General features: G+C 70.1%; 12 protein-coding genes. 3 read left to right on the top strand and 9 right to left on the bottom strand.

Annotated elements, in window-relative coordinates:
• Nucleotides 1-192: 192 nt before the first annotated feature.
• Genes CGQ25_RS00960 through CGQ25_RS00945 form a run of 4 tightly spaced genes read right to left on the bottom strand, consistent with a single transcriptional unit; the run spans nt 193 to nt 3,320 of the window.
• Nucleotides 193-1,311 carry a sulfate/molybdate ABC transporter ATP-binding protein gene (locus tag CGQ25_RS00960; RefSeq protein ID WP_208711395.1) on the bottom strand — a complete coding sequence of 373 codons (1,119 nt, stop codon included), beginning with the start codon at nt 1,309-1,311 and terminating at the stop codon, nt 193-195.
• A complete protein-coding gene (locus tag CGQ25_RS00955) occupies nt 1,308-2,150 on the bottom strand; it encodes an ABC transporter permease (protein ID WP_208711394.1) in 843 nt (280 codons plus the stop codon). Before CGQ25_RS00955 ends, CGQ25_RS00960 begins: the two co-directional genes overlap by 4 nt.
• Nucleotides 2,128-2,916 (bottom strand): molybdate ABC transporter substrate-binding protein, encoded by a 789-nt coding sequence (gene modA / locus CGQ25_RS00950; protein WP_208711393.1) that lies wholly within the window; start codon nt 2,914-2,916, stop codon nt 2,128-2,130. The genes CGQ25_RS00955 and modA overlap by 23 nt, the downstream gene beginning before the upstream one ends.
• Nucleotides 2,913-3,320, bottom strand: coding sequence for a molybdopterin-binding protein (locus CGQ25_RS00945; protein WP_208711392.1), 408 nt, complete (start codon nt 3,318-3,320; stop codon nt 2,913-2,915). The genes modA and CGQ25_RS00945 overlap by 4 nt, the downstream gene beginning before the upstream one ends.
• A gap of 147 nt (nt 3,321-3,467) precedes the next feature.
• Here CGQ25_RS00945 and CGQ25_RS00940 point away from each other — a divergent pair, with 147 nt between their 5' ends.
• Nucleotides 3,468-4,307 (top strand): HAD-IIA family hydrolase, encoded by an 840-nt coding sequence (locus CGQ25_RS00940; protein WP_208711391.1) that lies wholly within the window; start codon nt 3,468-3,470, stop codon nt 4,305-4,307.
• Nucleotides 4,308-4,439: 132 nt separating this feature from the next.
• On the top strand, nt 4,440-5,198 hold the full coding sequence (locus CGQ25_RS00935; protein ID WP_208711390.1) for an SDR family NAD(P)-dependent oxidoreductase: 759 nt from the start codon (nt 4,440-4,442) through the stop codon (nt 5,196-5,198).
• Between the two features lie 34 nt (nt 5,199-5,232).
• Here the strand turns inward: CGQ25_RS00935 and CGQ25_RS00930 are convergent, their stop codons facing one another.
• Together CGQ25_RS00930 and pyrE are read right to left on the bottom strand one after the other, a co-directional pair.
• Entirely contained in the window at nt 5,233-6,234 is a 1,002-nt protein-coding gene (locus tag CGQ25_RS00930; RefSeq protein ID WP_255405484.1) for a thioesterase domain-containing protein, read from the bottom strand.
• A 45-nt stretch (nt 6,235-6,279) separates the two neighbouring features.
• Nucleotides 6,280-6,858, bottom strand: a complete 579-nt coding sequence (gene pyrE / locus CGQ25_RS00925) for an orotate phosphoribosyltransferase (protein ID WP_208711389.1) — start codon at nt 6,856-6,858, stop codon at nt 6,280-6,282.
• 102 nt (nt 6,859-6,960) lie between these two features.
• On the opposite strand from pyrE, the gene CGQ25_RS00920 reads away from it, so the two are divergent.
• Nucleotides 6,961-8,571 carry a stealth family protein gene (locus CGQ25_RS00920; protein ID WP_369802263.1) on the top strand — a complete coding sequence of 537 codons (1,611 nt, stop codon included), beginning with the start codon at nt 6,961-6,963 and terminating at the stop codon, nt 8,569-8,571.
• A 263-nt stretch (nt 8,572-8,834) separates the two neighbouring features.
• Here CGQ25_RS00920 and CGQ25_RS00915 read toward each other — a convergent pair whose 3' ends face one another.
• From CGQ25_RS00915 to uidA, 3 genes are all read right to left on the bottom strand, one after another.
• A complete protein-coding gene (locus tag CGQ25_RS00915; protein ID WP_208711388.1) occupies nt 8,835-9,779 on the bottom strand; it encodes a phosphodiesterase in 945 nt (314 codons plus the stop codon).
• A gap of 176 nt (nt 9,780-9,955) precedes the next feature.
• Nucleotides 9,956-11,383 (bottom strand): glucuronide transporter, encoded by a 1,428-nt coding sequence (uidB, locus tag CGQ25_RS00910; RefSeq protein ID WP_208711387.1) that lies wholly within the window; start codon nt 11,381-11,383, stop codon nt 9,956-9,958.
• A 30-nt stretch (nt 11,384-11,413) separates the two neighbouring features.
• The gene (gene uidA / locus CGQ25_RS00905; RefSeq protein WP_208711386.1) at nt 11,414-13,240 is read right to left on the bottom strand and encodes a beta-glucuronidase; all 1,827 of its coding nucleotides are present in this window, start codon (nt 13,238-13,240) and stop codon (nt 11,414-11,416) included.
• Nucleotides 13,241-13,384 lie beyond the last annotated feature (144 nt).

The following is a 13,384-nucleotide window of genomic DNA, read 5'->3' as shown; positions in this document are numbered from 1 at the left end:
CCGCCTGCTGCGCGATCAGAGTACGCCCGGGACGCAATTTTCGCACCAGATTGTCGACAATTTTGTGGCCCAGCTGCCGGCCCGCGTGCATCTCCGCATCGGCGTGCATATCTGCATCACTCACGCCCGGTTCTTGAGATTTTCGAGCCCAGACGGCCGCGAGTTGTGTCGAAATGCCCGGCACTCGCCGCGTCACGCCCCGTAGACGGTGACCGCGACGGCCTTCGCGACCAGGACCACAGCGACGCCCGGGGCCAAGTCGAGCTCGGCAGCTGCCGCCGGGGTCAGGTCCGCCACGAGGGCAGGGCCGGCGGAGCCCGTGCCGCTCCCCGGGGTGCAGTGCACCCGCACCTGTGCGCCACGCGGTTCGAGCTCGCGGACAACCGCGCTCCACGCGTTCCGCGGGGAACCGTGGGGGACGCTCTCCGGGCGGAAGAGGGCGACGTCCGCCGGGCGGAACACCGCGATCGCCTCCTCGCCCGGAACCGGGGCGTAGGCCCCGTCGGGGACTGTGCCCGCCACCTCGCCGAGTCCCTGCACCCTGAGGCTCACAGGCCCCGTCCCGCGGGACACCGCCTGGCCGGAGACGAAGTTGAGGCCGGCAAGCCCCGCGGCGAAGGGGCTGCGCGGGCGTTCGAGCAGCTCCGCGGTGGGTCCCGACTCCGCGACGCGGCCGTCTTCGAGGACCACGACGCGGTCGGCGAGGAGGTGCGCGTCGAGAGGCTCGTGCGTGATGACGAGCGCAGTCCGTCCCGCGAGGACGCGGCGCAGGAGGCGCCTCAGGGCTGGCGCGGCGGAGACGTCCAGGGCGGCGAAGGGCTCGTCGAGCAGGAGGAGGTCAGGATCGGCGGCGAGGGCCCGGGCGATCGCGACCCGCTGCGCCTGCCCGCCGGAGAGCTGTGCGGGGCGTCGGAAGGCGAGCTGGGCGGCGTCGACCTCGGAGAGCCAGCGTTCGGCGGCCGCCCGCGCAGCGCGGCGGGGCGCCCCGGCCGCCCGCGGCGCGAACGCGACATTCTCGAGCACGCTCAGGTGCGGGAACAGCAGCGGCTCCTGCGCCAGCAGGGCGACCCCGCGCCGGTGCGGCGGGACCCATGTCCCGTCGGCACCGGCCAGGACGCGCCCTCGCACCGACACGCTGCCCCTGTCGGGGCGCAGCAGGCCTGCGCAGAGCCCGAACAGCGTCGACATCCCGGCGCCGTTCGGGCCCATGACCGCCACCGTCTCCCCCTCGCCGACCGCTAGGGCGACCCGCACTCCGCGGGAGGCGAGGCCGGCATCGACCGTCAGGAAGGACTGCTGGGACTGGCTCATCGGGCGCCCCCGGCCCGGCGGCCGTAGGCGAGGCCCACGACGGCGGCGGCCACGGCGACGAGGAGCAGCGCGAGGGCGACTGCGGCATCCGGGTCCGACTCGCGCTGCAGGTACACCTCGAGCGGCAGAGTCCGCGTGACGCCCTGCAGGCTCCCCGCGAAGGTGAGCGTGGCGCCGAACTCGCCGAGCGACCGCGCGAATGCGAGCACGAGCCCGGAGGCGAGCCCCGGCAGCACGAGCGGCAGGGTGACCCGCCGGAACGTGTGCGTCGGGGACGCCCCCAGCGTCGCAGCCACCGCCTCGTACCGGCCGCCCGCGGTCCGCAGCGCACCTTCGAGGGACACCACGAGGAACGGCAGCGACACGAACGCCTGAGCCATGACGACGGCTGCGGTCGAGAACGCGAGCTGTACGCCTAAGACGTCGAGCCAGCGTCCCACGAGCCCGAGCCGCCCGAACGTGTACAGGAGCGCGAGGCCGCCCACCACGGGCGGGAGCACGAGCGGCAGCAGGACGAGCGCACGCAGCCACCGCAGCCCCGGAAGGCTGCCCCGGGCGAGCGCCAGCGCCATCGGGATGCCCAGGACGAGCACGACGGCGGTGCTCGCCGCCGCGGTCTCGAGGCTCAGCCGCAGCGCGTCGAGGGACGATTCCGAGGTGACGAGCGGGACGAAGTGCGCCCAGTCGACCCGCGCCAGGATGCCGACCAGGGGCACCACGACGAACAGCGCCCCGAGCGCGGCCGGCACCCAGATCCAGCCCGGGAGGCCCGTGAACTCGCGAGGCCTCCCCCGGGGCCTGGTTCCCGCCCCTGCGTCAGGGGGCGCCGAAGCCGGCATCAGCAAGCGCCTTCCGGCCGTCCGGGCCGAGGACGTATGCGGTGAACGCGCGCGCCGCCTCCACGTTCTTCGACTCGGCCAGCGGGACGATCGGGTACGTGTTCACGGCGGAGGCAGCCTCGGGGAACGTGACGGCCTCAGCCTTCCCGCCGGAGCCCCGCACGTCCGTGGTGTAGACGAGCCCGGCGTCGGCCTCGCCGGCAATGACCTTGCCGAGGACATCCGTCACGTTGGACTCCTCGCTGACCGGCCTCAGAGTGATGCCGGCGCCGTTGTCCGCGGCCGCCTCCGCCGTCCGGGCGGCCGAGCCGCATGGCACCTGCGGCGCGCATGCGACAAGCTTCACGCCCGGCTTGGCAAGGTCCGCGAGCCCGGTGATTCCGGCCGGGTTGCCGGGGCGGACGGCGATCACGAGGGTGTTGGTCGCGAAGGCGCGCGGATCGCCGTCGGCGAGCCCGGCCCCGGTGATCTTGTCCATGTTCCGGGTGTCGGCAGAGGCGAAGACGTCTGCCTTCGCGCCCTGGGAGATCTGGGCGGCGAGGTCCGAGGACCCGGCAAAGTTGAAGGTGACCTCCACGCCTGGGTTCGCGGTCTCGAACTTCTTCCCGATGTCGGTGAAGCTCTGCTTGAGCGACGCCGCCGCGAAGACGGTGACGGACCCCTTGACCGAGGACGACGACGCACCGGAACCACCCGTCGTCCCCCCGCACGCCGTGAGCGCGACCAGGCCGACGGCCGCCGCGGCCGCGGCGATGAGGCGCCTCACAGCGCGCGCCCGGAGGGAGTCTCGACGATCACGGTGGTCGCCTTCACCACGGCGGTGGCCACCGAGCCCGGCTCGAGCCCGAGCTCGCGCACGGCCTCCGCGCTCATGAGGGACACGACCCGGTGCGGCCCGCACTGCATCTCGACCTGCGCCATGACGGTGTCGGTGAGGACCTCGGTCACGATCCCCACGAACTGGTTGCGCGCCGAGCGGCCGACGCCGGACGGGTCGGCGGGCGCCGTCGAGGTGCGCCGGGCGTGCGCGGCGAGCTCGGCGCCGTCGACGGCCGCGCGCCCCGACTGGTCCTTGTGCGCCGCGAGGGTGCCCGAGTCGACCCAGCGGCGAACGGTGTCGTCCGAAACGCCGGTGAGGCGCGCGGCGTCGGCGATGCGGATGAGGCCCATGCCGGAAGTGTATCCGCAGCTGCGGCCCGCGCGGCGCCTATGTTTCCGCGAATGCGCTTCGCCGCCGGATGTGAGCGTCACCATGCCGCAGCGGGGCCGGAGGTGGAAGACTGGCCCTTGTCCGTCCCTCACCCCCAGGAGCCGTCCATGAACGAATCCCCGGTCGTCGAGTCGAGTCCCGAGTCCTCCCCCGCCGGCCCGGTCATGTACCGCAGCGGCCAGGAGATCGAGTGCTGGCTCACCGACATGGACGGAGTGCTCGTCCACGAGAACCACCCCATCCCCGGCGCGCCTGAGCTGATCCAGCGCTGGGTGGACACGTCACGGCGGTTCCTCGTGCTGACGAACAACTCGATCTTCACCCCTCGCGACCTCGCGGCGCGGCTGAGGTCCTCCGGCCTGTCCATCCCGGAGGAGAACATCTGGACCTCAGCCCTCGCCACCGCCGGGTTCCTCAAGGACCAGATGCCCGGGGCGCGCGCCTACGTGATCGGCGAGGCAGGGCTCACGACGGCGCTCCACGAGTCCGGCATGATCCTCACCGACCAGGATCCGGACTACGTGGTGCTCGGCGAGACACGCACCTACTCGTTCAACGCCATCACAACCGCGATCCGCCTGATCCTGGACGGCGCGCGCTTCATCGCGACCAACCCGGACGCGACGGGCCCCTCGCGCGACGGCGTCCTGCCCGCCACGGGTGCCATCGCGGCGCTCATCACCAAGGCGACGGGCCGCGAGCCCTACACGATCGGCAAGCCGAACCCCATGATGTTCCGCTCGGCGATGAACCAGATCGACGCGCACTCCGAGACGACTGCGATGATCGGCGACCGCATGGACACCGACATCATCGCCGGCATGGAGGCGGGACTGCACACGGTGCTGGTGCTCTCCGGCATCACCCAGCAGGCCGACATCACCACGTATCCCTTCCGGCCCAACCAGGTGCTCAACTCGGTCGCGGACCTGCTCCAGCAGCTCTGAGATGGCGGCCTGATCACTGCCCGCAGTCTCCCGCATCACCCCTGGGGGTGAGCAATGAGACCGCCCGGGCCGGAACGCCAGGGCCCCCGAAGGGGTTGAACTGAGTACAGGCATCCGAGAAAGGAAAGCTCCATGGCACAGTTCACTGGCAAGGTCGCGCTCGTCACGGGCGGCGGTTCGGGTCTGGGTGAGGCGATCGGCAAGGAGCTCGCTGCGAAGGGCGCGAGCGTTGTCCTCACGGACATCAACCTCGAGGCCGCCGAGCGGGTGGCGAAGGAGATCACGGAGGCCGGGGGCACGGCGTCGGCCTTCCGGCAGGACACCGCGGTCAAGGAGGACTCCGAGAAGGCGGTCCGCTTCGCGGTCGAGACGTACGGCAAGCTCAACTACGCGGTCAACAACGCCGGCATCGGCGGGAAGAACGCGCCGACCGGGGAGATCGACCTCGATGACTGGGACAAGGTCATCGACATCAACCTCAACGGTGTCCTGTACGGCATGCGCTACCAGATCCCCGAGATGCTCAAGGCGGGCGCCAAGCAGAGCGCCATCGTCAACATGGCCTCGATCCACGGCGCGGTCGCGGCGCTCGGCAACAGCGCGTACACGGCGGCCAAGCACGGCGTGGTCGGCGTGACGAAGAACGCGGCCGCAGAGTACGGGCCACAGGGCCTGCGCATCAACGCCGTCGGCCCCGGCTACATCAACACGCCGCTCGTCGTGAACAGCCTCTCCCCCGAGGTCATGGAGCTCCTCAAGGGCAAGCATCCCCTCGGCCGCCTCGGCGAGCCGGAGGAGGTCGCCCACCTCGTGGCGTTCCTGCTCTCGGAGGATGCGTCCTTCATCACCGGCGGCTACTACCTCGTCGACGGCGGCTACACCACCGTCTGACCCACCACGCACGACGGCGGCGGGGCCGGCCTTCCTAGGCGGCCCCGCCGCCGGCGCCGCCGGTGGGCCTGGGCAGCGGGAGCAGCTGCGGCAGCAGGCGGCCGAGCACCTGGTTGTAGACGATCCCGCTCCACTGCGGGCTCGCATGCGGCGGGAACGCGCCGATGGTCTGCAGGTCGCTGCTGACGAGGTTGCGGCCGAAGTACCGCTCCCAGCGGGCGCGCGCGGAGGGGTAGGACACGGTCGTGTCGGACGGGTTGCCGATGAACGCCATCCGAGCCGTTCCCATCGCATCCCCGAACCGGGTCGCGTCCCACTGGTAGATGTACTCCGACTCGGACTGGATCAGCACGCTCGACGGCGCGAGCGGGGACAGCTGCTCGAGCGTCTGGTCCACGATCTCGCCCCACGTGCGCTCGTGCTTGTTGATGACCCGTTCCCCGAACTCGTAGCCGCCCCGCACAATGGATGGGATGCGCACCCCGATCTCGTACAGGTGCACCACCGAGTCGAACCAGGCCTGGTCCAGGACGTCGAACTTGGACGCCGGCGACGAGTCCAGGACGATCACCTTGACCTGCACGCCGTCCTGCGACAGGAGCCGTGCCGCGACCTCCGTCGCCACCATCCCTCCGAACGAGTGGCCGTAGAAGTAGAGCGTCCGCAGGCGCTTCTGGCGGACGTGGACGCGCAGGGCGTCGAGGATCTCGTCGATGTCGAGGCCCAGATTCGAGTATCCGACCGTCGCGAGCTGGCCGCGGTCCGCGAGCGAGCCGCGCAGCGAGGAGAGGATGATGCGGGCCTCCTCCCAGCTCGTCTTGTAGCCGGGGAACAGGATCCAGGAGGCATCGGGGAAGCGCCGCCGCGCGGCGTCGTCCGCCACCTCGAGGACCACCGTCTGCCGGCGCTGCCTCTGCACCTCGCGCGTGACGAACATGTCCGCGGCGAGCAGCGACGATGCCGTCACGCCGCCCAGGAAGGCGCGCCGGGAGAACGCCTTGAGCCGCTGGGCAGCCCTCAGGATGGCAGGGTCCACGTCCCGCCTCTCCCCAGCGCGCGCCTCAGGTCGCCTCCGGCCGGATCAGTCGAGCCCGAGCTCGTCCTTGCCGAAGGCGTACAGGTACGGCACGCCCGCCTCCGCCTCGATGCGCTCCTTCGCGCCGGTGGCGCGGTCCACGATGACGGCGACGGCGGTCACCTCGCCGCCCGCGTTCCGCACGCCTTCCACTGCGGCGAGCGCGGAGCCGCCCGTCGTCGAGGTGTCCTCGAGCACGACCACCTTGCGCCCCTCGACGCCGGGACCCTCGACCTGCCGGCCCATCCCGTATGACTTCTGTGCCTTGCGCACCACGAATGCGTCGACGGCGCGGCCGGCCTCGCGGGCAGCATGCATGACGGCGGTGCCCACCGGGTCCGCGCCCATCGTGAGGCCGCCGGCGGCGTCGGCCTGCACGCCAGCCCTGTCGATGAGGTCCAGCATCACCTGGCCCACGAGCTGGCTCGCCTCGTGGTGGAGCGTGATCCGGCGGAGGTCCACGTAGTAGTCCGCCTCCGCGCCGCTCGAAAGGGTCACCTTCCCGCGCACGACGGCGAGCTCCTTGATCAGCTCGAGCAGGCGGGCGCGGGCAGCGGCGATGTCCGGGGTGGCGGCGTCAGTCATGGCTCCGATTCTAATGGCGCGCCCTCCAAGCGCGGGCGCCCGGGGTGAGTGCGCGGCGTCGTGCGCCTATCATGTGCCTTAACCCCGCACCCTAGGAGGCCTGTGAACACGTCCCTGACCCCAGCCGAGGTCTACAACGCCACGACCGATGCCGAGGAGGCCGCGCCGCTCGCGCTCGAGGTCACCTCTGCTGCGGCGGGCCGACGCCTCCTGGACCGGGACGACGTGATCCGGGACAGGAAGCGCGGCTATGCCCTCGTCAACCGGACCCAGACGCCGCTCGAGGCGATGGTCGAGGACCTCCTGTTCGTCCGGGACGTGCTCGAGCGGGCCGAGATCCCGTACCTCCTCGTGCGCGGCAACGACGCGCGGCCCGTCATCGCGGTCGACTGGACGCACCGCAAGACCCTCCGCCGCGCCCTCGTGGAGGCCTGCCAGGACGAGCCCTTCTACTCCCTGACCGTGGACGCCCGGAAGGACCGCGCCCTGCTCGTCGCCGACGGCAAGCTCGCCGAATCGGGACACGCGCGCATGTTCCGCCTGTACCGGCCGCGCGTCGAGCCCAACGGCGGGCTGCGGTACGGCCACGAGACCGGTGTGCAGATCGAGCTCTGGAAGTGGGACGGCGACCTCCTGCGGCTGCCGATCGAGAACTCCCTCACGCGGCGCACCCTCCCGGCCGGGGAGGCTGTGCGCGGCACGGTGGAGCGGTTCGGCGTCACGTGGCCCACGATCGAGAACATGTTCGCCGACCACGCGACGGACATCGACTTCGAGATCGACATCGTCTTCTCGTGGGTGGACGGCTCGGACCCCGAGTTCCGCAAGTACCGCGCCTCGTTCCTGCCCGGCGTCGTGCTCGGCGAGGGCGACGACGCCGACGCGCGCTTCCGCCAGATCGACGAGCTCAAGTACGCGCTCCGCAGCCTGCACATGTTCGCGCCGTGGATCAGGCGCATCTTCATCTGCACGGATTCGAAGGTGCCCCAGTGGCTCGACGACGCGCACGAGAAGATCACAGTGGTGCGCGCCGAGGACCACTACCGCGACCCCTCGGTCCTGCCGGTGTTCAACTCCCAGGCCATCGAGTCGCAGCTGCAGCACATCGAGGGCCTGTCCGAGTACTTCCTCTATTCGAACGACGACATGTTCTTCGGCCGCCCCCTCGGGCCGGACATGTTCTTCTCGCCCGGCGGGATCACGAAGTTCATCGAGGCGTCCACCCGGATCGGGCTCGGCGACAACCACCTCGACCGGTCGGGCCACGAGAACGCGGCCCGCGTGAACCGGCGCCTCCTCTACGAGCGGTTCGGTCGGATCACCACGCGCCACCTCGAGCACACGGCGGCGCCGCTGCGGAAGAGCGTCCTGCACGAGATGGAGCAGGAGTTCCCCGCGGAGTTCGCGAAGACTGCGGCCGCGCGCTTCCGGACGTGGGACAGCATCTCGGTGACGAACTCGTTCTACCACTACTACGCGCTGCTCACCGGTCGCGCCGTGACCCAAACCGGCGCGAAGGTCCTGTACGTCGACACCACGGTGCGCTCGGGGCTCGACCTCCTGCCGAAGCTGCTGAAGAAGCGCAACCAGGACTTCTTCTGCCTCAACGACGGCTCGTTCCCCGAGGTGTCGGCGCAGGAGCGGCAGGAAGCGGTCACCGACTTCCTCGAGAAGTACTTCCCCATCCCCGCGCCCTGGGAGCGGCAGCCTTAGCCGCCTTAGCCCCCACCCCGCTCCCTCCGTTTCGGGTACAGGTACTTCGCCCCTGCACCGTCTCGGGTACGCGAAAGAGCGGCCGACGGCGCCCGGTCGCCGAGGGTGCGACCTCCCGTCACCTTGAGCTTCCGTCCGGGGCGTACCGGGAGCAGCCCCACGGGTGGCTCATCTGTACCCGAGATGGACGTGGGCGTGAACATGTGTACCCGAAACCCGGCGGGTGCCGGGGCGGGAGCAGGGCTAGAGGATTGGGGGCGGGGCTAGAGGATCGGGAGCATGCCCGTCGTGGGGTGAGTCCGGGCGCCGTCGTCCGCGGGGAACTCCACGCCTGCGGCCTCGAGGATGCGGGCGACGTCGTCTGCGTCCACCTCGCGGCCCACCGTGTCGCCGCCTGCCGCCGGCACCACCGAGTGCACCACGGAGTCCGGGTACACGTGCACGAGGTTGTACGCCTGCGCGCCGTCGCGCCCGCGGGTCGGCCGGATGCCGGTCTCCGCGTCCACGGCGCCGGCGAGGTCCTGGGTGTAGCAGGTGGCCGAGGCGACCGAGACAGGGATGCCGGCGAAGGTGCCGGACGTCGAGTAGTGCAGGTGCCCGGCGAGGATCGCACGCACGTCGGAGCCCCTCAGGACGTCCGCGATGGCGGCCTGTCCGCGCAGCTCGACCAGCACGGCGAGCTCCTGGACGCAGGGCACAGGAGGGTGGTGCATGGCGAGGATCGTGCCGTCGGGAGCCGGGAACTCGAGCTCCGCAGCGAGCCACTCGAGCTGCTCTGGACCGAGCTCGCCGTGGTGCTTCCCGGGCACCGTGGTGTCGAGGGTGATGACCCGGAGGCCATTCAGCCAGTAGGCGCGGTCGAGCGGCTCGGTGGAGGGCCTCTGGCCGAGGAGGTGTTCACGGAGCGCGCCGCGGTCGTCGTGGTTGCCCATCGCCCAGATGAGCCTCGCCCCGAGCGACTCGGCCACCGGCTCCGCAATGCGCTTCAGCCGGGCGTACGCCTCCGGTTCGCCCCGGTCCGCGAGGTCTCCGGTGACGACGATCGCCTCAGGTGAGCCCGCGGCGTCGCGCATCTGGCCGAACAGGGCCTCGAGGCGGTCTTCGGGGTCGAGGGTGCCGTGGAGGAGTCCCCCGCCGATCAAGTGCGTGTCGCTCACGTGCAGGAGGAAGTGGCGCGGCCTCGGGTGCTCCGCCTGGATGGACTGCATCTGACTCTCTTCCTGAGTCCGGTGTTTTCTCCAGTGCACACATCCAAAACATCCGGACGGTAAATGTCCAGTTAACACGCGGTACCCGCCGTAACATTCCCGAAACGAAGGGCGGGCGACGGCGGAAGGTGGGTTCCGTCGTCGCCCGCCCTTGCGCTGGGGCAGGGTCGCCGCGTCTAGTGGTCGGTCTGGGAGTGCCGGGCGACCGTGTCCGCATCGGCACCGATGCCCGCGCCGGCCTGCACGTGCCGCTCGCGGATCTCGGCGACGATCTTCGCGAAGCGGTCGTCCGTGAGCTGGTAGAAGAACATGATCGCTCCGGCAGCGACGGCGAGCGCGCCCGGGATGAGGCCCGCGGCGATCTGGATGCCCGTCACAGCCTGGGCGGTCTGCTCGGCGGCCTTGCCGTCGTAGCCCGCGATCCCGATGACGTAGGCGGCGAGCGCGCCGCCCACGGCCTGGCCGGTCTTGCGGGTGAAGGAGAACAGCGAGTAGATGATGCCCTCGGAGCGGACCCCGGTCTTCCACTCGCCGTACTCGACGGTGTCCGCCTCGAGGGCCCACACCACGATGTTGACGCCGGCGATGCCCGCCATGGCGACGGCGAAGCCGACGAAGCCGAGCCACACGACGGAGACGGGCGTGAACATGATGATGAGACCCCCCACCAGCGTGACGCCGGTCAGCGCAATGTACAGGGGTCGCTTGCCCACGCGCTGCACGAGCAGCGGGATGACCGCGGAGAGCACGAACGTCTCAATGAGCTGCACGATCGCGAGCACCGGGACGAGCTCGAGGTGCCGCAGCGCGTCGCGGAAGTAGTACAGCTGCACCGTGGTGAGGGAGAGCTGCCCCGAGAGGAACAGCAGCGACGACAGGCACAGCATGAGCAGCGGCTTGTTGCCCTTGAGGGTGGCCATGCTCTGCTTGAACGAGACCTTCGGGACCTCGCGGACCACGCGCTCCCGCGCGGTGAAGAACGTGAACAGGTACAGCGCGACGCCCACGACCATGAACACGATGGTGAGGGCCGTGAAGACGGCCTGGAGGTCGGTGCCGGCCTTGAGCAGCGGGGCCACGAAGATGCCCAGGGCCGAGGAGACCATCAGCGCGCCGATCGTGCGGGCCGAGGCGAGCTTGGCGCGCTCCTTGGGCAGCTGCGTCATCGAGGCGGCCATCGAGCCGAAGGGGATGTTCACGAGGGAGTAGGCCAGTCCCATGGCCGCGTACAGGATGTACGCGTAGGCGAGCTTGCCGCCCTCCCCGATCTGGGGGATGTGGAAGTTCAGGAACGTCAGCACCATGAGCGGCAGCGAGCCGAACAGGATGAACGGGCGGAACTTGCCCCACCGCTTCGTGTAGGTGCGGTCCACCAGCCGGCCCGCGAAGAGGTCTGCGAAGGCGTCGAACACGCGCACCACGAGGAAGAGGGTGCCCGCCGCGGCAGCCGAGATCCCGGCGACGTCCGTGTAGTAGACGAGCAGGAACATCACCGTCGTGGTGAAGGCGAGGTTGTTCGCGGCGTCGCCGGCCCCGTAGCCGATGATCGACGTGAGGGGCAGCTTGCCCGGGCCCTTGGCCGGTGCCGTGGTCGAAGACGTCATTGTCATGGTCCTTGTCGTGCTCTCCAGGCCCTACTTGGCCTGCGGCTTCCTGTTGGGGATCTCGCTCCAGCGCTTGCGGAGGGTGAAGGCGGCCGTCTTGGGGCGGCGGTCGCGCGTGAAGGCGCCCTTCTTGTTGCCATCCACGCGCATGGTGCCGTTGGAGGTGGCGAAGTCGGCGAAGTTCCAGACGTGCTCGCCCACCATGGCCCCGACGCGGTCGAACACTCGGTGGTACATGTCGAGGAAGTCCGCCTGGTACTCCTCGCTCCACGGTGCATCGTAGAGCGAGTGGAACCCGGCGAGGGTGTCCGCGCCGTACTCGGTCATGATCATGGGCTTGCCGTACTTCGACTCCCACGCGCGCAGCTCGGCCTCGAGGGCCTTCTCCGCCGAGGCGAGGTCGCCCGTGTTGACGTACCAGCCGTAGTACCTGTTGAGCATGATCACGTCGAACAGGTCCGTGATGATGTCCTTCTCGGCGTTGTCGAACATGACGTTGACGAAGCCGACCGCGCGCGTCGGGTCGAGGTCACGGGCGAGCTGGGCGAGCGGCGCGAAGTACTCGCGGGCGCCCTCCTCCGAGGACTGGGGCTCGTTGGCGATGGACCAGATGACCACGGAGGGGTGGTTCTTGTCCCGGGCGATGAGCTCCTCGATGACCTGGCGGTGGGAGGCCGCGGTCTCGTCGCTGACGAAGTCCGGATCGTAGGTCTTCTTCGCGCCGGTGCCGAAGAACCCGGCGAAGTCCGCGTTGAGGCCGACGGCGGGCGTCTCGTCGATGACGACGATGCCGTGGCGGTCAGCGAAGTCCATGATCTCTTCGGAGTACGGGTAGTGCGAGGTGCGGAAGGAGTTCGCCCCGATCCACTCCAGCAGCGAGAAGTCGTTGACCATGTGCGCGGCGCTGTAGCCCTTGCCGATCACGGCGTGGTCCTCGTGCATCCCGAAGCCCGTGAAGTAGAACGGCTCGCCGTTGATGAGGAACTCCGTCCCGCGAACCTCGACCGTGCGGACGCCGAAGGGCTGGGTGTAGGAGTCCACGAGCTCGCCCGAGGCATCCACGGCCTCGGCAACGAGGCTGTACAGGTACCCCTTCCCGGGCTGCCAGAGCACGACGTCGGGGATCGCCACAGTGCCCGACGCACCGTCCGCGGTGGCCACCTCGGCGCCAGAGGCGTCGAGCACCCGGACGCGGACGGCGGAGTCGGCGGCAGCGGCGCCGTCGAGCTCGATGCGGTAGTCCACGGTGCCCGTCGCGCCGGATCCGGGCGTTCCCTCGAAGCCGGTCACGATCGTGACGTCCTCCACGCGCACCTGCGGCGTGCTGTAGAGGTGGATGCTCCGGGCCAGGCCCGCGTAGTTGTAGAAGTCGTGCATGTAGGTCTGGGCGCGCTGGCCGGCCTCGGTGACCACGACCTTGCCCGGGGGGATCGTGGCCTGGGTGAGCTCATTGTCCACGGCGACGGTGAGCCGGAACGTCGCCCCGGCCGTGACATGCTCCGTGATCTCGGCTTCGAAGGGGGTGTAGCCGCCCTGGTGCTCGGCGACGAGCGAGCCGTCCACGAACGCCTTGGCCCCGTGGGTAGCCGATTCGAAGCGCAGCCAGATGCGGTCGCCGGCCCAGCCGCGCGGGACGCGCACCTCGCGCTCGTACCAGACCCAGCCGACGTGGTTGCGCACGGACTTGTCGGCGAAGACGTCGTTGTAGCTGGCCGGAACCGCCATCTCGAGCGCCGTCTCCAGCGGGCTGGACTGCCAGCCGTCGCGGAGGCCGACATTCTCGGAGTCCACCCTGAATGCGAACAGGCCGTCGAGGGTCACGACTTCGCCGGTGGGGCCGTTCTGGGGCTTGAGCATCGCTGCACGTCCTTGGGCGTCGGGATCGGGGTCACATCCAGCGTAGGATCGGCGGCAAGCGTGCGGCAATCGTTTGCCAAAATTTGCCAATGATGCCATGCGCCAACGTGCCGTAGGCACCGTCACGCCCACAGACGTCTGGAG

This window comes from Sinomonas sp. R1AF57, assembly GCF_002224485.1.
Lineage (GTDB): Bacteria > Actinomycetota > Actinomycetes > Actinomycetales > Micrococcaceae > Sinomonas > Sinomonas flava.
This window is presented reverse-complemented; position numbering and strand designations above follow the sequence as displayed.

What these genes read in the sequence shown, in the direction of transcription:
- CGQ25_RS00945 (WP_208711392.1), bottom strand. Translation starts at nt 3,320, where the DNA reads ATGGGCCTCATCCGCATCGCCGACGCCGCGCGCCTCACCGGCGTTTCG.
- uidB (WP_208711387.1), bottom strand. Translation starts at nt 11,383, where the DNA reads ATGACGTCTTCGACCACGGCACCGGCCAAGGGCCCGGGCAAGCTGCCC.
- CGQ25_RS00955 (WP_208711394.1), bottom strand. Translation starts at nt 2,150, where the DNA reads ATGCCGGCTTCGGCGCCCCCTGACGCAGGGGCGGGAACCAGGCCCCGG.
- pyrE (WP_208711389.1), bottom strand. Translation starts at nt 6,858, where the DNA reads ATGACTGACGCCGCCACCCCGGACATCGCCGCTGCCCGCGCCCGCCTG.
- CGQ25_RS00935 (WP_208711390.1), top strand. Translation starts at nt 4,440, where the DNA reads ATGGCACAGTTCACTGGCAAGGTCGCGCTCGTCACGGGCGGCGGTTCG.
- CGQ25_RS00940 (WP_208711391.1), top strand. Translation starts at nt 3,468, where the DNA reads ATGAACGAATCCCCGGTCGTCGAGTCGAGTCCCGAGTCCTCCCCCGCC.
- CGQ25_RS00915 (WP_208711388.1), bottom strand. Translation starts at nt 9,779, where the DNA reads ATGCAGTCCATCCAGGCGGAGCACCCGAGGCCGCGCCACTTCCTCCTG.
- CGQ25_RS00960 (WP_208711395.1), bottom strand. Translation starts at nt 1,311, where the DNA reads ATGAGCCAGTCCCAGCAGTCCTTCCTGACGGTCGATGCCGGCCTCGCC.
- uidA (WP_208711386.1), bottom strand. Translation starts at nt 13,240, where the DNA reads ATGCTCAAGCCCCAGAACGGCCCCACCGGCGAAGTCGTGACCCTCGAC.